Here is a 21,351-nt window from a genome sequence, read left to right on the forward strand (position 1 = left end):
TTTAAATTCCTGCGCAAGGGAGATATTAAGTCGACTTCCCTTTGCGGACCTCCTCAGCCCCTTTGATCACCTTATCCTTCAGGCCTTCTTTGAAGAGAACTATCTTATCCAGGACACAGGAATCCTGACTTCCTATGATCTGTGCGGCCAGAATACCGGCATTTTTTGCGCCGTCAAGGGCAACAGTTGCTACAGGAACGCCCCCCGGCATCTGCAGGATAGACAGGACAGAATCCCATCCGTCTATGGAATTCCGGCTTTTTATGGGTACGCCTATAACAGGCAATGGGGAGAGGGAAGCCAGCATTCCCGGCAGATGTGCAGCTCCTCCGGCCCCGGCTATGATCACCTGGAACCCCTGGGTATGAGCTGTTTTCCCGAACTCAAAAAGTTTTTCCGGGGTGCGGTGTGCAGAAACGATATCTACCATCACTTCAATATCGAATCCTTTTAAGACATCCACTGCTTCCTGCATAATCGGAAGGTCACTTGTACTGCCCATAACTATGGCTACCTTGCTCATGACTTGGTTTTACTGATTACGTTGATCGTTCTTTTTACTTCCCCGGCAATTTTCCGGGCCTGTTCCATATCTTCATTTACTATGGTCACGTGTCCCATCTTCCGGAAGGGCCGGGTTACGGATTTTCCATAGATATGAGGTGTTACTCCCCTCATGCCGAGGATCTCTTCTATATTCTCGTATTCTACCTCTCCCTGATGGCCCTCGGCACCTACCAGGTTCACCATCACTCCGGCGACCTTGCTATCCGTATTGCCCAAAGGCAGACCCAGGATACACCTGAGATGCTGTTCAAACTGGTTGGTAAAACTGGCTTCAATACTGTAATGCCCACTATTGTGGGGCCTTGGAGCCACTTCATTTACAAGTACTTCATCTTCCTGGGTCTGGAACATCTCCACAGCCAGAAGGCCGACGTGTTCCAGGGAATCAGAAACCTTAAGTGCAGTAGCAATGGCTTTTTTGGCCACTTTCTCACTGATCCTTGCGGGACAAAGCACATATTCAACCTGGTTTGCCTCCGGATGGAACTCCATTTCCACCACCGGGTAATTTACAGAAGTCCCATTTCTGCTTCGGGCAACGATCACGGCCAGTTCGGTCTTAAAGGGAATAAGGGTTTCCGTCAGGCATTCCACATTGGGAAGGTCTTTGAGGTCAGACCTGTCGCGTACTATCTTGACCCCTTGTCCGTCATACCCGAACTGTGCACTTTTCCAGACAAAGGGAAGTTGAATCCCTCCGTGATCCAGGCTGTCCCTGATTTCACTGGTATAGGCAAATCTGGAGAAAGGTGCTGTCGGGATCCCGTGATCTACATAGAACAATTTCTGAGTGGCCTTGTTTTGGATCAGCCTGAGCTCCCGGGGCGTTGGATATACTTTGACCCCAGTTTTTTGTAGGGCTTCCAGTGCGTCAATATTGACATTCTCTATCTCTATGGTGAGTACGTCGACGTCCTTCCCGAATTCGTAAACAGAATCAAAGTCCATAAGGTCGCCCTGCACGAATTTGTTACAGGCTAGCCTGGAGGGAGCATCCTTTGAAGGGTCCATCACTTTGGTGGCAATATCCCATTTTCGGGTCTCGTAGAGCAGCATCTTTCCCAACTGGCCACCACCTAAAATTCCCAAGGTAAAGTCTGAGGAGAAATATGCAGTCTTTTTGCGGTCTGACATGTAGGTCGAAGAGGTTTTGACAAAAATACATCTTAATCTTATAAACCGGGAGAAGTGTCCTGAAAAAGAGGATGCAAAGTGTTATCTTTGCCCTCTTAACACGTATCCGCAGGTTGTGATAAAGATCCACGACAAAAATTTTGAACTTTACCTGACCGAAAAGGAGATCCTCGACGCTGTCAAACGCATAGCCGGTGAGATCGCGGCCGATTACAAGGACGAAGTCCCGATCTTCGTGGGAGTGCTCAACGGGTCTTTTATGTTTGTCTCCGATTTTCTCAAGCACTATCCACATCCCTGCGAAGTCTCTTTTGTTAAATTGAGTTCCTACAGAGGGCTGACCTCCACGGGGATCGTAGAAACCCTCCTGGACGCTCCCGACAATATTGAAGGCCGGAGTGTGATCATCCTGGAAGACATTATCGATACCGGCAGGACGCTTCAGGAACTGGTTCATATCTTTTCCAACACGAACGTAAAGAACTTCAGGATCGCCAGCCTTTTCTATAAATCAGAAGTCTATAACGGGGAGTATTCCATCGACTATTTTGGAATGGAGATTCCTGATCGGTTTATCGTGGGTTATGGCCTTGACTATATGGAACAGGGACGAAACCTCAGGGACGTCTATCAAATCAATAAAGCACATATGATTAACCTTGTATTATTTGGAAAACCCGGAGCCGGAAAAGGAACGCAAGCGGGTTTCCTCAAAGAAAAGTACAACCTCAAGCACATTTCCACAGGGGATGTTTTTCGCTATAACATCAAGAATAACACTAAGTTAGGTCAACTTGCCAAGTCTTACATGGACAAGGGTGACCTGGTCCCGGATGAGGTGACCATCGATATGCTGAAGGATGAGGTGGAAAAGAACCCTGAAGCCAGCGGCTTCATCTTTGACGGATTTCCGCGAACCACCGCACAGGCGGAAGCATTGGATAATTTCCTTGATTCCCGGGACATGAAGATCGATGCCACCATTGCGTTGGAGGCCGATGACGAGGTCCTGATCACACGACTCTTGGAAAGGGGAAAGGTAAGCGGCCGTACTGACGATCAGGATGAGGCCAAGATCAGGAACCGTTTCGAGGAGTACAATGAAAAGACAGCGCCTCTTCGTGAATATTACAAGGCCCAGGGGAAATTCCATAGTGTGAATGGCATTGGGAAAATTGAGGAAATCACAGGCCGACTCTCCTCTGTGATAGAAAAACTCTGTTAAAAGGGTCTTTCCCCTTCCCTCGTAGAAACATATATTTTCTCTGTTGGGACAATTAAAACCGCCAAATGACTGAAGGTAATTTTGTGGATTACGTGAAAGTGCACGTTTCTTCCGGAAACGGGGGAAAGGGCTCTGCCCATCTCCGACGGGAAAAGTACGTTCCTAAAGGCGGCCCCGATGGGGGAGATGGAGGACGGGGTGGCCATGTCATCGTGAAGGGGAACGAAAGCCTCTGGACCTTACTCCACTACAAATTTCAGCGCCATTTCAAGGCCGGTCACGGGGAGCACGGCAGTAAGAACCGCAGTACGGGTGCAGACGGTGCCAATGTCTACCTTGAAGTTCCCCTAGGAACCGTTGTTAAAGAAACCGCTTCCGGAAAAGTACTGGTGGAGATCACTGAGCACGGGCAGGAAGAGATCGTCCTGGAAGGCGGACTCGGAGGACGAGGGAACTGGCATTTTAAAAGTGCCACCAATCAGACCCCGAGATACGCCCAACCCGGTATTCCCGGCTCGGAATCCGACCTGACACTTGAACTTAAAGTTCTGGCCGACGTCGGCCTGGTAGGTTTCCCGAATGCCGGTAAATCCACCTTGTTGTCCGTCCTGACATCTGCCAAACCCAAGATTGCAGATTATCCCTTCACCACGCTGAAACCCAACCTGGGGATCGTACAGTACCGTGATTTCAAGAGTTTTGTGATGGCCGATATTCCCGGGATCATAGAGGGCGCTGCCGAAGGGAAAGGTCTGGGCCATTATTTCCTCAGGCATATAGAACGAAATGCCACCCTCCTCTTCCTCATCCCTGCAGACAGTATCGACGTTTCAAGGGAATACGAAATACTGCTGAATGAGTTGAAGGAGTATAATCCGGAGTTGCTCGATAAAGATAGGCTGGTTGCCATTTCAAAATCCGACATGCTGGATGCAGAGCTGAGGGAAGAGATGGGCAGAGAAGTCGGGAAAGACCTGGGAGATGTTCCTTTCCTTTTCATTTCTTCTGTCTCTCAGTACGGTCTGCAGGAACTCAAGGACAAACTCTGGGCTCTTCTCAACGATTGAAATCCTCTCCCTTTAGCCAGGAGGTTAATTTTCCGTAAATTAGAGGGTAATTACCCATAACCGGTATGGATGTATTCCATAAGGTTATGCCCCAAATTGACGCGCTATGAGAAACTGGCTATGGATACTTTACCTGCTGCTGCTCGGCTGCTCCAGCCTCAGAGTGGATTACGACTATGACCCCGGTACAGATTTCTCCTCTTACCGGACCTATAATTACTATCCGGACATGCAGACCGGGCTCAGTGAACTCGATACCCGGCGTTTATTGTCTTCCCTGGACTCTGTCATGCTCTTAAAAGGCTTCTCATCTTCAGAGGAACCTGATTTTCTAATCAATATCGAATCCCGTGAGTTGCGTCTGCCGAGAAACAGCACGGTCGGGGTCGGACTCGGAGGTGGTGGCCGCAATGTAGGCGGTGGTGTTTCCATTGGATTGCCTGTAGGCCGGACAGAATTAGAAAGAGAGGTGCTTTTCGATTTTATCGACAGTCAGCGTGACGCCCTCTTTTGGCAAGCGGTCTGTTCGGGTAATTTCAGGGAAAATGCAACGCCTCTGGAAAGAGAAAGACAGATGAGGGAAATCGTGGTAAAGGCGATGGCGAAATATCCCCCCAGAAAGTAAGTCGAATACTTTTTTTTCTCGTCAAAGTGATCTCAGCAGACCCCCATCAATGGGGATATTGCTCCCTGTGATATACCCAGCTTTATCTGAAGCGAGGAAGGCAGCAAGGAACCCGTATTCCTTTGGTATTCCAAGTCTTCTCAGGGGAACCTGGCCGGTCATATGGCTTCTTACTTCTTCGGGTTTGATCTGCTGTTGTTCGGCCTTTTTCTGATTGAGTTCCCCGAGTCGTTCTGTATCGAAATAGCCGGTCAGAATACTGTTTACGGTAACCCCGTCTGGTCCCACCTCTGTGGCCAGACTTTTTGCCCAGGCTACCACCGCGGCCCGGATACTGTTTGAAAGCACCAGGTAGGACAGGGGTTCCTTAACCGAAACCGATGCCACGTTGATGATCCTGCCCCATTGTTGGGATCTCATCCGCCCTATGGCCAGCTGGGTGGTAAAGACAACCGATTTAAACAGGACATCAAAGGCCTCCTGATAATCCTCAACTGATTTTTCGAGAGGGGTACCTGCCTTGGGTCCCTGGGTATTATTGACAAGAATATCGACCGTATTCTTAGAAAAATACCTTTTGATCACCTCTGAATACCTGGAGAAGTCAGTAAAGTCGACAACCAGGTATTGATGCTTTTGGGAAGGGTAGGTGGCGTGCAGGGATTTGGTTATTTGTTTGAGTTTGTCTTCGCTCCTGGCCATAAGGGTGACACTGGCCCCGCTCTCTGCCAGTTGCTGCGCGATGGCCAGGCCTATGCCTCTGCTGCTTCCCCCAACCAATGCTTTCCTGCCTTGAAGATTGATGTTCATGGTCGCATTATTTGTATTCTTCTCTAACCGGACTGAATACGTCCATGAGTCGGCATGCGGTCAGAGCCTTCCCGCTATGTGGAATATGGGGTGGTATTACGACCAGTTCGCCTGCCTGGTAGACCTGTTTGGCTCCCCCAACGGTAAATTCAAAACTGCCTTGCAGGACGTGCATGATCTGTTCGTGTACGTGTGAATGTTCGGGTACTTCTGCCCCTTCATCCACATCCCAATATGCCAGGGTCATGTGTTCTCCGTGGACAAGCCTTCCCCTGTATCCGGGCATGATCTCTCTGGGCTGAACCTCTTCAAGCTGTATTTTCATGGTCAATTTAAATTTTCGTTCTCAGCAGGTACATATGTTCATTGAGCACTTCATCCGCCGGCAGTTGGATGGCGGGTAAATATCTATCGGAGAGGCTCATCGTATCCTGATGATCTTCCAATGTATACGTTTGCAAGGTACGGTAAAATTCGTGCGGAAGGGTCTGGTAGTTGAATTGCTGATTCTTTTGGAGATTCCCCTCCACGAAGTCGATCAGTTTTTGAAAGACCGCTTTTTTCTCAAGGGCAGGGGTAAAAGATACACTTCCCACATACCCGTCATTTGACTGCAATCGGGGGAAAAGATCGAAAAGTCTTGTCGTATCATCATGCCCGAGGAAGAATAGCACCCCTTCCAGAAGGATAAAGCACTTCCGACCCCTGATCAGAGGAAGGATTTGCTGGTATAGATCCTCCAGGCTCGGGCGGTTAAAATCCGCCTCTATATACCGGATATTCCTTTGAGGCAGGATACCCTGTTTTTGCCAGTCATTGGTTCGATCTTGTTTATAAGATATTACATTTTCGGTATCGATCTCAAGAAATAAAAGGGAGGGATCGAGGAGATATGGATACATGCTGAAGCCACAACCAAAATTCAGCAAAGCATCGATCTTCCCTGATTCAAAAAGGTACTGAATCGTGTCCAGAAAATATCGGTTCCTCAGACAATGCGCCAGGCCTTCATGGAGAGACACGGCCTGCTTATACCGGTTCGCATGCCGTTCCGTGATATCGTTTGCCCATAGATGGGCAAAGGTGTCCCTGCTCAGGTCGCTGTCAGCAGCCCTGAAAGCAGCCGTAACAAATGCCGTTTCATGTATGTTGATCTTTTGCTCCAAAACAATGACATAACTAGTTTCTAAGATAGTGAGAATAAGGATGCCTCAAGGGTTTGGGAAGCACTTTTCAAAGGCTATCTTTGTTCAGAAATAGACGGAACTATGCGGATTCATTTTATAGCCATCGGCGGAAGTGCCATGCATAACTTGGCCCTGGCTTTACACGATAAAGGGTATGTAATCACCGGTAGCGATGATGTGATCTACGAACCCTCCAAAACCAGGTTGAGGGAGCAGGGTCTTCTGCCGTCAGAATTCGGATGGTTTCCTGAGAAGTTAAGCACTGATATGGATGCGGTCATCCTGGGTATGCATGCCAGGGAAGACAATCCGGAATTGCTGAGAGCCCAGCAATTGGGTCTCAAAATCTATTCTTACCCCGAATTCCTCTATGAACAATCCAGGCATAAGACCAGGGTGGTCATAGGGGGCAGCCATGGTAAGACAACCATTACCTCCATGATACTCCATGTGCTCAAATATCACGACAGGGAAGTAGATTATATGGTAGGGGCCCAATTGGAGGGGTTCAACAGGATGGTCCACCTTACGGAGGAAAATGATTTTATAGTGCTGGAAGGTGACGAATATCTTTCTTCCCCCATAGATCGGCGTCCCAAATTCCACTTATACCAACCCAACATCGCCCTTCTCAGCGGGATCGCCTGGGACCATATGAATGTATTTCCTACTTACGAGAATTACCGCGAACAGTTCCAGATCTTTGTAGATGGAATTGTTCAGGGAGGAAGTATTACGTACAACGAAGAAGATACAGCAGTAGTGGAGGTAGTTGAGAAGACTCCGAACCAGATCAGGAAGTTTCCATACCGTACCCCGGAATATAACATAGAAAATGGGCAGACTTTCCTCGAAACAGGGGAAGGCCCTATGCCTGTAGAGGTCTTTGGCCGGCATAATCTCAGCAACCTAGCCGGTGCCAAGTGGATCTGCCAGCAAATGGGGATAGATGAGGATGATTTCTACCAGGCTATCAGCACGTTTACCGGGGCTTCCAAGAGGCTTGAAAAGATTGGGGAAACCAGTTCTTCCGTGGCCTTTAAGGATTTCGCACACTCCCCCAGCAAGGTTGCAGCCACGACTATGGCCGTCAGGGAGCAATATCCAGATAAAAGGCTCGTAGCCTGTTTGGAATTACACACCTACAGCAGCCTGAATGAGGCCTTCCTTTCGCAATACAGGGGCACATTGGATGCAGCCGATATTGCAGCGGTGTTTTATTCCCCGGAATCTGTGGCCATCAAAAAGCTCTCTCCTTTGTCTGCATCCCAGATCCAGGATGCCTTCCAGAATGAGAAACTGGAGGTCTTTACAGATCCCGGACAGTTCAAAACCTTCCTTTATGAACTAAACAAAAATAATGGGGTTTTCCTGTTTATGAGTTCGGGAAATTATGGAGGGTTGGATCTCAGGGCCTTTATCGATCACCTGGGATAATTCCTGTTGGCCTCCCCAGTAGAAATTACACCCCAAATTGCCTCAGGTGGTGATCCAGGTGCTTGTAGTTCAGTTTTCCCCATTGCTCGTGTGTGAGTTTACCGAAGATAGGGTGGGGGTTCCAGGTATCCCTGCTTTTAAGATTGTGGAATTGGGCAATAAGGTCCAGTAATTTGTAGCGTTCCACCGTAAAATCCTTGGGTTCATTCGCTTTGGCAAATGGGGAAGTGGGCAGGTTTTTACGCCAGGGAGTGTCGTTGTAAAGCGACTTTTTAAAGAACAGACGAATAAAAAGGTTGCCTTTCTTGCGGGTAGCCTTGTTTTTTATAGCCAGTGCAAGGGGAACCTGGCAATGCCAAACCATTTGGCCTACGGTCATCTTTCCCCACTGCCCTTTATGATTAGAATTCAGTTCACCCACCCTTCTCTCAATTTCCTCGTAGGCATCCTGGTCGAATAATGATTTCATGGTTTGCTTTTTAATTGCAGTCCAAAAACTACATTAACAATATTAGTTGTTTATCTTTAACCATGGAAAAAAACCCGGTGTCTTTCTCCATTAAAACCTGGGCAGAAAATGATAAACCCAGAAGAAAATTAATGATCAGGGGGAGAGGTGGCCTCACCGATGCTGAACTGCTCGCCATCCTGATAGGATCCGGAAACAGTGAAGATTCAGCTCTTAACCTGGCTAAAAAAATTCTGAAAGGAGCTGATGACAGTCTTACTCAGCTCGGCAGGATGTCTGTGTCAAAACTTATGAAATACAGAGGGATAGGAGAGGCAAAGGCAGTGACCATCGCTGCAGCCATGGAGATCAGCCGAAGGAGAAGGGAAGAAGCCACAAATGATCTCAGCCATATTTCGGGAAGCGCAGATGCCTTTGCGGTACTGGAACCCGTTCTGTCTGAACTACAGCACGAGGAATTTTGGATTCTCTACCTGAACAATGCCAACAGGGTGATCCACAAATCTCAATTGAGCAAAGGGGGGATCACCGGGACCCTGGTAGATGTCCGACTTGTGCTCAGGGAGGCCCTGGAACTGGGTGCTGTAGCCATCATTTTAGCTCACAATCATCCCTCCGGAGCCCTCAAGCCCAGTGAGGCCGATAAGGCGATCACCAGGAAATTAAAGGTTGCCGCTGAGGTGCTGGATATTAAGGTCCTCGATCATCTAATCGTCACGGATAAGACCTTTTTCAGTTTTGCGGACCAACATCTTATATGACATGTTGCTGATCTACACCCATAAGATTACCCCCAGGTTTACCTATATCATGAAGCAGGTATTTTCCCGTATGCTGCAGATAGATGTTGGCTTTACGACCAAGGTTGAGGATTTCATCAGGCATACAGGACCGAAAATTACCTATACAAAACAACCCCTCCAGAACGAATTCTTTGTCAGGAGCCATTCTCTTTTGTTTGAACAGGGGGTGCGCAATATGAACCTGTCTATAGGAAAGTGGGATGATCTGCCCTGTTTTTTCCCTACCGGGGAACGCAGTAATTTACCATTCGACATATTTGCAGCCAGCTTTTACCTCCTTTCGCGGTATGAGGAATACTTTCCCCATGTGAAGGATCTCGTAGGGCGTTTTCCCCTTAAGGAGAGCCTGGCCTATGAACAGGATTTCCTTAAACTTCCGGTGGTTGATCTCTGGGCTCAAAAGATGCTCGCCATTCTGAAGGAACGGTTTCCCTCCCTAACCGCGGCTACCAAACCTGTGCGTAATACCTCTGTGATCGATGTTCCCGTGTCACATAGTTTTGCACACAGGGGTTTTTTCAGGAGCGGGATCGGAATGTTGCTGGACCTGTTTTCGCTCAGGTTCAGAAGGGTCTCCCAGAGGCTGGCGGTATTGTTGAATCTCAGGAGGGATCCTTATGACAATTTCGAGGAACTTATCGGGATCCATAAGAAACACAAACTCCCTGCTATTTTCTTTTTCCAGTTTGCCCAGTATTCCCGGTATGACAAGAATATCTCCACGGAAAACAATCGATTTAAATACCTGATTAAATCCGTAGCTGATTACGATGCCGTGGCCCTGGCAGCTTCCTATAGCTCATTTACCAATATGGACCTGCTTAAAGAAGAAAAGGAAAACCTCTCCAATGTGATCAACAGACCGGTGAATTTTGTCAGGCTCCGTTACAACAGGGTCGATGTTCCCGAAACCTACAGAAATCTGGCAGCTGCCGAATTCACTGACGATTACTCCATGGGGTATACGCACGAGATGGGATTTAAGGCCGGGACCTGTACTTCCTTCTACTTTTACGATATTCCCCAGGAGGTGCAGCAACCCATTAAGATACATCCCTTCGCCGTACACGATTACGCCCTTCTCAAGTATACTTCTGAGGAGGAGATCTTCGAGAAACTGGATCAGCTGCACGGCGTGGTCAGGGAGGTCGGCGGCCATTTTATCACAGTCTTTTCCAACGAACTGCTCGGTTCGGAAGGAAAGATCAATTGGCTGCAGTTGTACGCTAAAATGATTGAAAGGTATTATGTATAGGGATCTGGTAACGGATGTGTTTTTTGACCTGGATCATACCCTATGGGATTTTGATAAGAATTCAGCGCTTACCTTCAGGAAAATATTCGCAGATCACGGGATAGGCCTGGACCTGGATACCTTTTTGGCAGAATACGTCCCCGCCAATCTGGCTTTTTGGAAATTATATCGCGAAGGTAAGATAGAGAAAGAAGACCTCCGGTACAGAAGGCTGAGGACTGTCTTCGACTCCGTCCGGTACCGGGTGGAAGATGAAGTGATACACAGTCTGTCGAATTCCTATATAGAACACCTTTCCTCCCATGATCACCTGGTGCCCAACACCAGGGAAGTCCTTGAGTATTTAAGTCCAACCTATCGCCTACACATTATAACCAACGGCTTTGAGGAGATACAGGCCAAAAAGTTGATGAATTCCGGGATTGCTTCTTATTTTGATCAGGTTATCAATTCGGAGATGGCCGGAGTAAAAAAACCGGATCCATGGATTTTTCACCTGGCCCTGGAGCGCACCGGAGTACAGCCTCAGCATGCGATCATGGTGGGCGATAACCTGGAAGCAGACATTCTCGGCGCCAGGGCCGTAGGTTTTCACACGATTCATCTCAATGTTCATAACGAACCTCCTCACGAATACGGGTCGATCATTCACGATCTGGGTGAAATAAAATCGTATTTATAAAGTTATATAGGGTAATGGGGGGGAAGTTCCGTCTTTTCGGCCTTTCCGGCCCCTTCAAGAAGCGCTCGAGATGAAGAAAATTCAATATCTCTTACTATTCCTGTTTCTGAGCATTACTTCCTCATGTGTGGAAGAACAAAACTTCGATCAGTTCAATGACCTGGATATCATTCCTACGGTAGAGGCGAGTATCCTGTACGTGGAAAGCCCTGAAAGTGTGATCAACGGTGCTCCCGGGGCCGTTTGGTATATCCAGACCTTTAATTTCGATGCCTTTAGTGAGCAGTTCTTCGCAGACAATGTACTGGACGGGGTGATCACCTATGAGCTGGAGAATACGACCAGCAAACCCCTGGAGATCCTTTTTGAATACCTGGATGATGCAGGAAATGTGCTGGATACCGAATTCTTTTCCCTGGATCCGGCTCCAACGGCCGTCCTCAGGAGAGAAACCGCCTATGGCACACCTACAGGTCGAAGTCTGGACATCATCAGGAATACTTCCCAGGTTCGGGTGAATGCCAGAAATTTAGGGGACAACAATAGCGTTTCCAGCTTACCGGACCCTATGATCATCTTCAGGTCTAGCGGTAAATTCAGACTGCGTTTGAAATGAGGAAATGGAAACTATTTATTACAGCCATCTTCCTTGGCAGCGGTTTCCTTTTTGCCCAAAACAGGGAATTGCTCTATGATTTCACGGAAATTCCCCAGGCGATCCTGTTAAATCCGGGAATTGAGACCACTTATTCCTGGTATGCCGGTGTTCCGCTTGCTTCAGGAATTTACGCTCAGGCCGGCAGCAGTGGTATCACTGTGCATGACCTCTTTGCCAATGATGGGGTCGACTTTAACCAAAAAGTGCGCACCCGCGCCCTTGACGGGATGACGAAAAGGGATGAATTCGGAGCCACTGTACAGGTAGACCTCCTTCACGGTGGGTTCAGGAGTGGGAAAAATCCCGATATCTTTTATTCCTTTGGGGTCTATTTTGAGTCGAATACCATCCTCTACTGGCCCCAGGACCTGGCCTATCTGGCTTTTGACGGAAATGCCGATCAGCTTGGCAGACGGTTTGACCTGGGTCATCTGAAAACAAGAGGAGAAGGCCTGACCGTTTTCCATTTTGGGATCAATAAGGTGATGGATCGCAACCTTACCGTCGGGGCCCGCGCCAAATTGTATTCAGGGATCTATGATTTTCATTCTTCAACCAATTCGGGATATTTTGTAACAGAGGAAGGACAGAACAATCTCCTCTCCCATACCCTGGATGCAGATATGCAGTTGAGGACCTCAGGGCTTGAAGAGATTCGGGCTATCCTCGATGATGAGTCAAGCGGATCTGTTGGAGGGGTCATCTCTAAAAGGGCCTTATTCGGAGGCGATCTCGGATTGGGCATAGACTTGGGCTTTACCTATCAACTCAACTCCCAAACCGTGATTACCGGAAGCCTGCTCGACCTTGGATTTGTCTATCATTCCGGGGATGTAAAGGCATATACTCTGCAGGGAAGAGCCACGACTGAAGGGGTAGAGGCCATACTCCCCGATGCCTTTGATGATGCCAATTCCGATTTTTGGCAGGACCTGGTGGACGAGATCGAAGCCCAGTTGCCTTTTGAGGATAACAATTCCAGTTATATCACTTTCAGGCCCACACAGCTATACGGTTCTATCCGTTATAATTTCGGAGAACCTGTCGGTGGTGAAATTGATTGTGACTGTGATATAGGGGTGACGGACGCCGATGTGCGTACTCCCTACAGGAATGCGACAGGCTTGCAGCTCCATGCCGTCAGCAGGCCCAGGGGACCTCAGGCTGCCCTCACGGCATTCTATTTAAGGAGGTTTGGGAATATCCTGAGCCTGAAGGGAACGTACACCGTGGATAAGTTCTCCATGACCAATTTGGGGCTGGGGATGAACATACAGGCCGGACCTGTAAATTTCTATGTCCTGGCCAATAACCTCCTGGGATACCAAAACCTGGCAGACAGCCATTACGCGTCTTTTCAGATAGGATTAAATATCCTATCTTGGGGAGCCAACAGATAGGCTTTAACCATGAAAAATAGTGTATTCGTCATTTTCCTCCTGCTGGGGCTAACCGCTTTTTCCCAATCCGTTCTCAACAACTACAAGTATGTGATCGTACCCACCCAATTTGAGGGATTCCGGGGTGAAAACCAATATCAGACCAGTACGCTTGTGAAGTATCATCTGACAGAAAAAGGGTTGAATGTGTTTTATGATAACGCGGTTCCTGAAGAGGTAAACACAAATCGCTGTACGGCTTTATTCACCTCCCTGGATAATCAGTCGACCATGTTCACTACAAAGGTGTCTGTGGTCTTTAAGGATTGCGAAGGAAACGAACAATTCAGGACCCGGTTGGGTTCCAGTAAACTCAAGCAGTACGTGGAGGCCTATCGTGAGGCACTACAGGAGGCTTTCTCATCTTTGAAGGGGTTTCAGTATTCCTACCGGGAACCTGTTGATACGGCACCCACTGTATTGAAATTCGGGGATGACGTAAAGAGTTTGCCTCCGGCCTCAGAGATGCCTTCTTCGTTAGAACCGGCAGAAGAGGAAACCGAAGTGATACAGCCTGAAGCAGGGGATAAAGAAGAGACTTTATTGCTTCCAATGCCAGAAGAAACTACGGAAGCGGTGACCCTGGATGAGGCAGTGGCCCAGGAAGAAGAGCTGGCGTTCCCCCTTTCGGCCCCATTGTACGCCCAAAAAACAGAAACGGGATATCAGCTGGTGGATACAGCCCCGAGCATACAGTTCTACCTAAGGGAAACTTCTTTGCCTAACGTATATCTGGCCGAAAGGAAAGGTCAAAATGGGATCCTTTACCTCAAGGACGGAAGGTGGATATTTGAATTCTACCGGGGGGCCGACCGCCTACAGGAAGAATTGCAGATCAAGTTCTAATACTTGTATTTATCTTTCCATCGACTGCTTAGAAAGTCTTTTATGGCTTTTTCTCTGTTGTTATTGCCGGGAGAATAGAAGACAGAACCCGTCAGGGTATCAGGCAGGAAATCTGCCTGTACAAAATTGTGCTCGTAATCATGGGCATACTTGTACTCCTCCCCATATCCCAGATCCTTCATGAGTTTGGTGGGGGCATTTCTAAGCTCAAGCGGAACCGGAAGATCTCCGTGTTCCTTTACGGCCATTTGTGCGTTTTTTATCGCTGTATAGCTGGAGTTGCTCTTGGGACTGGTCGCCAGGTAAATGGCGCATTCACTCAGGAGGATACGAGCCTCAGGGTAGCCTATGGTGGTCACGGCCTGGAAAGTGCTGTTGGCGATTACCAGGGCAGTGGGGTTGGCAAGGCCGATATCCTCTGAGGCCAGGATAAGCAGGCGCCTGGCAATAAATTTCACATCTTCTCCCCCTTCTATCATCCTGGCGAGCCAATAAACAGCTGCCTGAGGGTCACTGCCCCGTATAGATTTGATAAAGGCCGAAATGATATCGTAATGCTGCTCCCCGGTTTTGTCATACAGCACAGTGTTCTGTTGAACTTTCGACATGACGAGTTCATCCGTTATCACAACTTTATCTGAGTCTTCTGAAGTCACCAGGAGCTCAAAGATGTTCAGCAATTTCCTCCCATCTCCTCCCGAAAGGCGCAGCAGGGCTTCGGTCTCTTTCAGGTCGATGGTCTTTTCCTTCAAAATCGCATCCTCGGTCATTGCCCTCTTTAGCAGGACCTCAAGGTCCTCCTTCCCAAATGGATTGAGGATGTAGACCTGGCAGCGTGACAACAATGCAGGGATGACTTCAAAGCTGGGATTTTCGGTGGTGGCACCTATCAGGGTGATCCAACCCTTTTCCACAGCGCCAAGGAGAGAGTCTTGTTGTGCCTTGCTGAATCGGTGGATCTCGTCTATGAACAAGATGGGATTGCGGGTGGTGAACAGGTTGCCGGCAGATTTGGCCTTCTCAATTACTTCGCGCACGTCTTTGACCCCACTGCTGATGGCGCTCAGGGTATAAAAAGGCCTTTTGCTCTCCTGTGCGATAATGTGTGCCAGAGTTGTTTTACCGGTGCCCGGCGGACCCCATAGGATAAGGGAGGGAATGGTGCCTTTCAGGATCTGGTTCCTGAGGGATCCCTTCTCTCCAACCAGATGATTTTGGCTGATATAGTCTTCCAGGGTCCTGGGTCTGACCCGCTCTGCCAGGGGTTCATTCATGGAGTTAAAAGTACGTTATTTCTCCGGAAGGGCGGGTGATTGTAATTCCGAAAATGGCTCTAAATTTGTATGACAATGAGCGAAATGGGAGTAGACAAGCAAGAGACAAATTTCAGGTTCACCGACAGCGTGTTGATCGTCCCTATGGTAGCTGTACTTCTGATATGGACGGTATTTTGGCTCGAACTGCAATTCCGCATCAACTGGAACGATTACGGCATCTACCCGAGAACACTTTCGGGCCTTAGGGGTGTTGTCCTGAGTCCATTCCTGCATTCTTCTGTGGAACACCTCTACAACAACAGCATCCCGTTGGTTATCCTGCTGGGCACGCTCATGTACTTCTATCGTTCTATCGCCTTTAAACTTCTATTCTGGGGACTGATGCTCACCGGGCTGGTGACCTGGCTGATAGGTCGCCCTGCCTTTCACATCGGGGCGAGTGGACTCATCTATCTCCTGGCCAGTTTTATTTTCTTTAAGGGCATTTTTACGAAACACTATAGGCTCGTAGCCGTTTCTTTGGTGGTTTCCTTTATCTACGGAAGTATGTTGTGGTATATCTTTCCGGTGGAAGAGGGGATTTCCTGGGAAGGCCACCTCGGAGGATTTCTGGTCGGACTTTTTGCCGCACTTTTCTTAAAGGTCAGGGTGCCTGCCGTCCCCAAATACGCCTGGGAGCGGGAGGATTACAACGAGGAAGAAGACGAATTCCTAAAACACTTTGACGAGGAGGGAAATTTTATCGAAAAACTTCCGGAGGAAGAGGAACCGCAAGTCAGGATCACATATACATACCGTAAGAATAGGCGTGAACCTGGAAATGATGTAGACTAGAGCGTTCGCTGCCGAACTGCCTCATAGAGGAATGCCCCGCAGGCTACGGAGACGTTCAAAGATCCGATCTCACCCAGCATGGGCAGTTTAGCCAGGAAGTCGGCTTCTTTGAGTATGGAAGGGGAAATGCCACTGTCCTCAGCCCCCATAATGATCGCCGCAGATCCTTTGAGATCCACCTCATAGAGCAGATTGTTGGTTTTCTCTGTGGCAGCTACTACAGTAACTCCGGAGGCCTTCAGGAAAAAGAGCGCATCTTTTATGTGATCGGTTTTAGCGATGGGTACCCTGAAAACAGCACCGGCAGAGGTTTTAACCGTATCACCTGTGATGGGCGCCGATCCTTTTTTAGGTACAATGATCCCATCTACTCCTGTGCACTCGGCTGTCCTGATAATAGCCCCGAAGTTTCGCACGTCTGAAATTCCGTCGAGTAATAGAAACAGGGGTGATTCCTTATGGGTGAATACCTTTTCAGTAAGTTCCTCCAGGGTGAGGAAAGCTACAGGTGAAATGGCCGCTACCACTCCCTGATGATTATTTTGTGTAAGCTTGTTGATCTTCTGCAGAGGAACATAGGAAGCCGGAATTCCCGATTTCCTCAGCAGATCCTCCAATTCCTTTATCAGTGTCCCCTTAAGCCCTTTTTGTATATAGACCTTGTCTACCGGTTCCCCGGCCCTGATGGCTTCAATTACGGCTCTGATTCCGTAGATCTGGGTAGTTTTAGACATGGATAAAGGGAATTAGTATGTCATTACAGTAAAAGAAATTCAAGCTATGGAAAACAGCCGTGGCAACATTAATTCTCTGCCAAAGTATCCAGATATGAAACGGCTTTTATCAGCATGGTCTCATCAGACAGGTCTATATTTTCTTCCTTCAAATACGCTTTTAAGTCGCTACTCCAACGGTCATCGATCTCTTTCAGGAATTTGTTCTTCTTTTGGGAGATCTCCCGGATCGGCTCATCCCTGAAACGCAAAAAATAGGAGGTGAAGTTACTGAATTTACTGGGTGTGGGACCCACCATGGAATTGGCGGCCGGTTTGGCTTCTGTAAACTTCGACTCTTGATGTTTAAATAGTGTATAAGACGATCCTTTGTAAACCCGGACAAGGTAATCATCATTCTTCGAGCCTTTATCTGTAATAAATGAGAGGTATCGATATTCTTTGTTCCTGTTAGGAAGTATCAAGGCCACCTTGGGATCACGGATCAGGGCCTGGTGTTTTTCTTCGGGCAATAAGGTTCTTTTCAATTCTATTTCCCGGGAGAAAATATTGTAACGGTAGTAAAATTCCCCCAGATTTTCGTCCTTGTACCAGACCTGGCCCTTTTCGAAGGATTCACTCTCATAGGGTGTGCCTACCTCGGCCCCCACAAAATGCCTGACGATACCATCATCATCTCGCACGAGTTGAAAAAGCTTTTCCATCATGGGGTTCCACCGCTGATGGTAATTGGCAAACGGGTCGTTTTCCACCGCAGCCACCTGAGGAGCTCCAACTCCGGCCTGTTGTGCTTGCAGAGAACAGAATGCAAGGATTACAAGCAATCCTGCCACCTTTTTCATGAGGAGGTATCTATTGTGTTGATAAATTCAAAGGTACGGATCAGATCTTCTTCATCATCCAGGTTGATCTTCTGATCTTTGAGGAATGTATTCACGACATCCCTGTCTTCTTTGTCGAGGATTTTCAATACGGCAGCTTTCTTCTGATTGAGCTGGTCTATTCGATTGACACCCTCCTGCTGATAATAGTATTCAGTGAATTGAGCATATCTGCTGGGGATCGGCATCACCATGGAATTAACCGCAGCTTTGCCTTCGCTGAATTTTACTGCCAGGCGGTGATAGAGGGTAAAATTCTTTCCTTTTTCAATGATCGAGAGGTAGCCATTTTTTGTTTCTCCCTTCTTGTTGATATAGGTAGTAAACCTGAGTTCCCTGAGACCGTATTTTATACGTAACTGGTCATCAGCCAGGAGTCTTTTTGCTTCTTCCTCTGGATATGCGGTTTCTTTGATCTCGATCTCGCTGTTTAGGGCATTGTACCGGATATAGTAGTCGCCAATATATTCTTCCCCGTAATACACTTTGCTCTTGATAAATTCCTCATTGAGATAGGGCGAACCCAGGATTTCACCTTCAATGGTATTCTTCTTATGCAATTTTGCCAGACGTGTGGCAAGGAAGGGATCTGTAGTGGCTCTTCCACCTATTCCAAAGGCACCACCGGCACCACCGGCGATTTGACCTGAGACTTGCCCTAGAGAAACGGAGATAGAAGACAGGAATACAACGGCCAGTAAAAAGTATTTCATTCTAATGCAGGGTGTTTGTTTATCAATAAGTTGGCGGTAAAGGTAAAAGAATTTTTGAGATTTGGTAAAGCTAGCTGGGGAAATACGAGAATACAAAAAAGGCTGCCCGTAATGGACAGCCTTTTAAGATGATTTCAAATTTAAAACCTTACGGACATATACTAAACAGATCCGTTATTTCTCCAATGACAGGATTAGGTCCGTCAGAATAAGCCAATTTACCGTTAGGCGCATATAGCTGATAAGTCACCTCAGAATCCCAGTCGCCTGAAACGTATTCCCAGGACCAGGTAGAAGCACCTGCTGGAATCGTGATAGTCTCGGAGTTGGAAGCACCCTGAGCTGCAGTAATGGTGTAATCTGTGGCTACACCATCAACGGTTACCCTGATAGAAGCTCCGTTCCATCCGTCCCCGAAGGAATCCTGCATATCCAGTACGAAATCTCCTGGTACAGGGCCTACTGGAATACAAGCGACAGTAATGTCGTACTTGTAAGGAGAGGAGAAATAAGATCCACCCAAAACTCCGTTATTCGCATCTGTATTGGTAAAGGACCTTCCATCTGTCAAATTAACCACAAACCTGTAGGAGAACACGTCACCACCGGAATACCCAGTGCCGATTCCTACGGCCGTGGCAGACTCCTGAAGTGTTGTTGAATAGGTCAGTTCAGGAAGTCCCCTTGAACTGGTTCCGAATTCACTGGCTGCAAAACTTGCAAGAAGTTGTTCTGGAACACTGGTGTCGGTTGGGTCGTCCTGATTATCCGTAAAGGAAATATACAGGTCTACGGATTCCAATAAACCTCCAAATTCCTCGTCCTGTTCTTCAATAGTCACGGTCCATACGGATCCGGGAACAAAGGCGTTGTACGGATTACCAGCCTGGGCCCTTGTCCTGAGGACGGCCCCGACGGTAAAATTGTCGATTACCTGGTCCACTACCTTATCGTCCGTCTCACAGGAGATAAAGAAGGTTGTGGACAATGCTAAAAGAAATACACTTATTTTTTTCATCGTAATTTTTTTTAAAATTAGTTAGCCACAGGGAATGTTGGTGAAGCGGGATTCGTATCCCAGAATACCTGATCCGTAACACCGCTCTTCTGATTCAGATTGGAGTTGGTGTTAGCGGCATTCGCCGGATAAAAGAAACTTCTGATAAAAGCTCCGGGGTTCTGTTCCAGGTTAGGCTCCAGATCCGTTGGATATCCTTTTCTTCTGTAGAAGTTATACGCGTCGTGGCCATTTCCTTTCAGAGCGATAAAGAATTGCTCTGCCATGATGTTCCATTTACCTTCATTATCAGCTGCATCGAATTCTGAATCTATGAAATCTATGAAATCAGATACATCAGATGCAGATGGCTCAAAGGAGAGATCAGCAGTGGCGTCCAGTGAAGCGAAGGTCTGTACCTTGGCAATCGACTTGGCTATACCTGCCAGGATGAATGGTTTACCAGCGGCTGGGCTGCTGTTCATAGCGAGCTCAGCTCTCCAGAAATCCACCCAGGAAGCAAGCAGCATAGGTGTGATACCTGCTCCACCACCTCCGGTTCCGAGGCTGGTCTCACCAAAGCTGTTGTCGTCAAACTGACCGGCTTGTGGGTATACACCTACAGCAGTCCTCAACAGACCATCCGGTGGGATACCTGCATCGTTTCCGTGGTTCCTTCCCCAGTACCCGTTGTCCAGAGAACAGAATGGGAATCCACCTGCCGCATATTGCGGGGGAGGGGTAGACTGCAGTGAGCAGTCGAGCGTTTCCTCGTTTGGCGGAACATAAACTCCATTGATATCCAATGCATTCGGTGTACCATCATTCTGACGGTAGTAGTAGTACCTGATCCGTGGATCATCTGTCGTATCCATCAGGTTCATCATCCAGATGGAGGCATAGTCCCCACCACCGGTAACTGTATAGTTCTGAGCGTAGTTAGGGTGCCTGGTATCAGGCTGTACCTGGTTCGATCCCCACTGGAACTGGAAATCATCATCCGTAGAGGAGATAAAGTTCCCACTGGAAATAATGCTGTTAAAAGCACCTGTTTGTCCCAGGTTGAGATGTAATCTCAGTTTTAGGGTATTGGCCGCTTTTACCCAGGCATCCCAATCTCCATCGTAGTAGAAATCGATGTCCGGATCTGCGAGGGCAGTGGAATTAAAGTTGGCGATTGCCGCATTTGTCAGGGCCAAGGCAGCAGTATAGATATCTGCACCGCTGTCTGTACTAGGGTTCAGGTTATCAGCCCCCCCAATTGCCTCTGAATAGGGCACATCACCGAAGTAATCCACTAAAAGTGTAATGGTGTAAGCCTCAATAAACTGCGCGATTGCAATATGATGGGTCAGGCCTGCTTCTTCAGCCAATGGGGTAAGGTCCCTGGCGTTCTTGATAACTTCCTGATAGGCATCTTCCCAGTTGCCGTCGAATCCGGCAGGGGAATAAGCGTTCTGGTAGTTCCGGCTACCCATCCATTCAATTCGGGTTACCTCCGCACCTGTTTCCCCCAGGGATTCAACCACGCGGGCGAATTTTACCTGCACTTCGTTGAGGTAGAAATCCACATCCGCCTGTGAAGGGGTCAGGGCATTGGGGTTCTCCGTAAGGTCCAGATTGGTGGTCTCACATCCTGTGAACAGGACGCCACCGATCAACCCAATACTTAGATATTTAAATATGTTTTTCATGATCAATTTTTATTTTA

The 21,351-nt window shown here is 48.0% G+C and carries 23 protein-coding genes; 11 read left to right on the forward strand and 12 right to left on the reverse strand.

Going from position 1 to position 21,351, the window contains the following annotated elements:
* Positions 1 to 25: 25 nt before the first annotated feature.
* Positions 26 to 523, reverse strand: coding sequence for a 5-(carboxyamino)imidazole ribonucleotide mutase (gene purE / locus IEV19_RS11135; protein WP_188370825.1), 498 nt, complete (start codon positions 521 to 523; stop codon positions 26 to 28).
* A complete protein-coding gene (locus tag IEV19_RS11140) occupies positions 520 to 1,701 on the reverse strand; it encodes a 5-(carboxyamino)imidazole ribonucleotide synthase (protein ID WP_188370826.1) in 1,182 nt (393 codons plus the stop codon). The genes purE and IEV19_RS11140 overlap by 4 nt, the downstream gene beginning before the upstream one ends.
* 115 nt (positions 1,702 to 1,816) lie before the next feature.
* Here IEV19_RS11140 and IEV19_RS11145 point away from each other — a divergent pair, with 115 nt between their 5' ends.
* The 3 genes from IEV19_RS11145 (at position 1,817) to IEV19_RS11155 (ending at position 4,618) form a co-directional block, all read left to right on the forward strand.
* Positions 1,817 to 2,926 carry an adenylate kinase gene (locus tag IEV19_RS11145; RefSeq protein ID WP_188370827.1) on the forward strand — a complete coding sequence of 370 codons (1,110 nt, stop codon included), beginning with the start codon at positions 1,817 to 1,819 and terminating at the stop codon, positions 2,924 to 2,926.
* A 65-nt stretch (positions 2,927 to 2,991) separates the two neighbouring features.
* Complete coding sequence (obgE, locus tag IEV19_RS11150) at positions 2,992 to 3,993, forward strand: GTPase ObgE (RefSeq protein ID WP_188370828.1); 1,002 nt, start codon at positions 2,992 to 2,994, stop codon at positions 3,991 to 3,993.
* Between the two features lie 106 nt (positions 3,994 to 4,099).
* Complete coding sequence (locus tag IEV19_RS11155) at positions 4,100 to 4,618, forward strand: DUF4136 domain-containing protein (protein ID WP_188370829.1); 519 nt, start codon at positions 4,100 to 4,102, stop codon at positions 4,616 to 4,618.
* Positions 4,619 to 4,639: 21 nt separating this feature from the next.
* Here IEV19_RS11155 and IEV19_RS11160 read toward each other — a convergent pair whose 3' ends face one another.
* The 3 genes from IEV19_RS11160 to IEV19_RS11170 are packed head-to-tail and all read right to left on the reverse strand — an operon-like array spanning position 4,640 to position 6,594.
* Positions 4,640 to 5,428: an SDR family oxidoreductase gene (locus IEV19_RS11160; protein ID WP_188370830.1), complete on the reverse strand. Its 789-nt coding sequence runs from the start codon at positions 5,426 to 5,428 to the stop codon at positions 4,640 to 4,642.
* Positions 5,429 to 5,435: 7 nt separating this feature from the next.
* Positions 5,436 to 5,753 carry a cupin domain-containing protein gene (locus IEV19_RS11165; protein ID WP_188370831.1) on the reverse strand — a complete coding sequence of 106 codons (318 nt, stop codon included), beginning with the start codon at positions 5,751 to 5,753 and terminating at the stop codon, positions 5,436 to 5,438.
* Positions 5,754 to 5,760: 7 nt separating this feature from the next.
* Positions 5,761 to 6,594, reverse strand: a complete 834-nt coding sequence (locus IEV19_RS11170) for a class I SAM-dependent methyltransferase (RefSeq protein ID WP_188370832.1) — start codon at positions 6,592 to 6,594, stop codon at positions 5,761 to 5,763.
* 102 nt (positions 6,595 to 6,696) lie between these two features.
* On the opposite strand from IEV19_RS11170, the gene IEV19_RS11175 reads away from it, so the two are divergent.
* Positions 6,697 to 8,052: a UDP-N-acetylmuramate--L-alanine ligase gene (locus IEV19_RS11175; RefSeq protein WP_188370833.1), complete on the forward strand. Its 1,356-nt coding sequence runs from the start codon at positions 6,697 to 6,699 to the stop codon at positions 8,050 to 8,052.
* A 25-nt stretch (positions 8,053 to 8,077) separates the two neighbouring features.
* On the opposite strand, the gene IEV19_RS11180 is transcribed toward IEV19_RS11175, so the two are convergent.
* The gene (locus IEV19_RS11180) at positions 8,078 to 8,521 is read right to left on the reverse strand and encodes a DUF1569 domain-containing protein (RefSeq protein WP_188370834.1); all 444 of its coding nucleotides are present in this window, start codon (positions 8,519 to 8,521) and stop codon (positions 8,078 to 8,080) included.
* Between the two features lie 62 nt (positions 8,522 to 8,583).
* Between IEV19_RS11180 and radC the strand changes: the two genes are divergently transcribed.
* The 6 genes from radC (at position 8,584) to IEV19_RS11210 (ending at position 14,204) form a co-directional block, all read left to right on the forward strand.
* Complete coding sequence (gene radC, locus IEV19_RS11185; RefSeq protein ID WP_188370835.1) at positions 8,584 to 9,282, forward strand: RadC family protein; 699 nt, start codon at positions 8,584 to 8,586, stop codon at positions 9,280 to 9,282.
* 1 nt (position 9,283) lies between these two features.
* Positions 9,284 to 10,579: a polysaccharide deacetylase family protein gene (locus IEV19_RS11190; protein ID WP_188370836.1), complete on the forward strand. Its 1,296-nt coding sequence runs from the start codon at positions 9,284 to 9,286 to the stop codon at positions 10,577 to 10,579.
* On the forward strand, positions 10,572 to 11,261 hold the full coding sequence (locus IEV19_RS11195) for a YjjG family noncanonical pyrimidine nucleotidase (protein ID WP_188370837.1): 690 nt from the start codon (positions 10,572 to 10,574) through the stop codon (positions 11,259 to 11,261). Before IEV19_RS11190 ends, IEV19_RS11195 begins: the two co-directional genes overlap by 8 nt.
* A 70-nt stretch (positions 11,262 to 11,331) precedes the next feature.
* Positions 11,332 to 11,877, forward strand: a complete 546-nt coding sequence (locus IEV19_RS11200) for a hypothetical protein (protein WP_188370838.1) — start codon at positions 11,332 to 11,334, stop codon at positions 11,875 to 11,877.
* Positions 11,874 to 13,319, forward strand: coding sequence for a DUF5723 family protein (locus tag IEV19_RS11205; protein ID WP_188370839.1), 1,446 nt, complete (start codon positions 11,874 to 11,876; stop codon positions 13,317 to 13,319). The genes IEV19_RS11200 and IEV19_RS11205 overlap by 4 nt, the downstream gene beginning before the upstream one ends.
* Positions 13,320 to 13,328: 9 nt before the next feature.
* A complete protein-coding gene (locus IEV19_RS11210) occupies positions 13,329 to 14,204 on the forward strand; it encodes a hypothetical protein (RefSeq protein ID WP_188370840.1) in 876 nt (291 codons plus the stop codon).
* Here IEV19_RS11210 and IEV19_RS11215 read toward each other — a convergent pair.
* Positions 14,201 to 15,478 carry a replication-associated recombination protein A gene (locus IEV19_RS11215; RefSeq protein ID WP_188370841.1) on the reverse strand — a complete coding sequence of 426 codons (1,278 nt, stop codon included), beginning with the start codon at positions 15,476 to 15,478 and terminating at the stop codon, positions 14,201 to 14,203. The two genes, IEV19_RS11210 and IEV19_RS11215, sit on opposite strands and share 4 nt — an antisense overlap.
* Before the next feature lie 75 nt (positions 15,479 to 15,553).
* Between IEV19_RS11215 and IEV19_RS11220 the strand changes: the two genes are divergently transcribed.
* Positions 15,554 to 16,315 carry a rhomboid family intramembrane serine protease gene (locus IEV19_RS11220; protein ID WP_229732585.1) on the forward strand — a complete coding sequence of 254 codons (762 nt, stop codon included), beginning with the start codon at positions 15,554 to 15,556 and terminating at the stop codon, positions 16,313 to 16,315.
* On the opposite strand, the gene rlmB is transcribed toward IEV19_RS11220, so the two are convergent.
* The 5 genes from rlmB to IEV19_RS11245 all read right to left on the reverse strand — a co-directional run bounded on the left by rlmB (position 16,312) and on the right by IEV19_RS11245 (position 21,334).
* Complete coding sequence (rlmB, locus tag IEV19_RS11225) at positions 16,312 to 17,049, reverse strand: 23S rRNA (guanosine(2251)-2'-O)-methyltransferase RlmB (RefSeq protein ID WP_188370842.1); 738 nt, start codon at positions 17,047 to 17,049, stop codon at positions 16,312 to 16,314. The two genes, IEV19_RS11220 and rlmB, sit on opposite strands and share 4 nt — an antisense overlap.
* Positions 17,050 to 17,117: 68 nt before the next feature.
* Entirely contained in the window at positions 17,118 to 17,891 is a 774-nt protein-coding gene (locus IEV19_RS11230; RefSeq protein ID WP_188370843.1) for a hypothetical protein, read from the reverse strand.
* The gene (locus IEV19_RS11235) at positions 17,888 to 18,643 is read right to left on the reverse strand and encodes a hypothetical protein (protein ID WP_188370844.1); all 756 of its coding nucleotides are present in this window, start codon (positions 18,641 to 18,643) and stop codon (positions 17,888 to 17,890) included. The genes IEV19_RS11230 and IEV19_RS11235 overlap by 4 nt, the downstream gene beginning before the upstream one ends.
* Before the next feature lie 148 nt (positions 18,644 to 18,791).
* Positions 18,792 to 19,661: a hypothetical protein gene (locus IEV19_RS11240; RefSeq protein WP_188370845.1), complete on the reverse strand. Its 870-nt coding sequence runs from the start codon at positions 19,659 to 19,661 to the stop codon at positions 18,792 to 18,794.
* Between the two features lie 17 nt (positions 19,662 to 19,678).
* The gene (locus IEV19_RS11245) at positions 19,679 to 21,334 is read right to left on the reverse strand and encodes a SusD/RagB family nutrient-binding outer membrane lipoprotein (protein ID WP_188370846.1); all 1,656 of its coding nucleotides are present in this window, start codon (positions 21,332 to 21,334) and stop codon (positions 19,679 to 19,681) included.
* Between the last annotated feature and the right edge of the window lie 17 nt (positions 21,335 to 21,351).

It is taken from the genome of Muriicola marianensis, from assembly GCF_014638095.1.
In the GTDB taxonomy this organism is placed as follows: domain Bacteria; phylum Bacteroidota; class Bacteroidia; order Flavobacteriales; family Flavobacteriaceae; genus Muriicola; species Muriicola marianensis.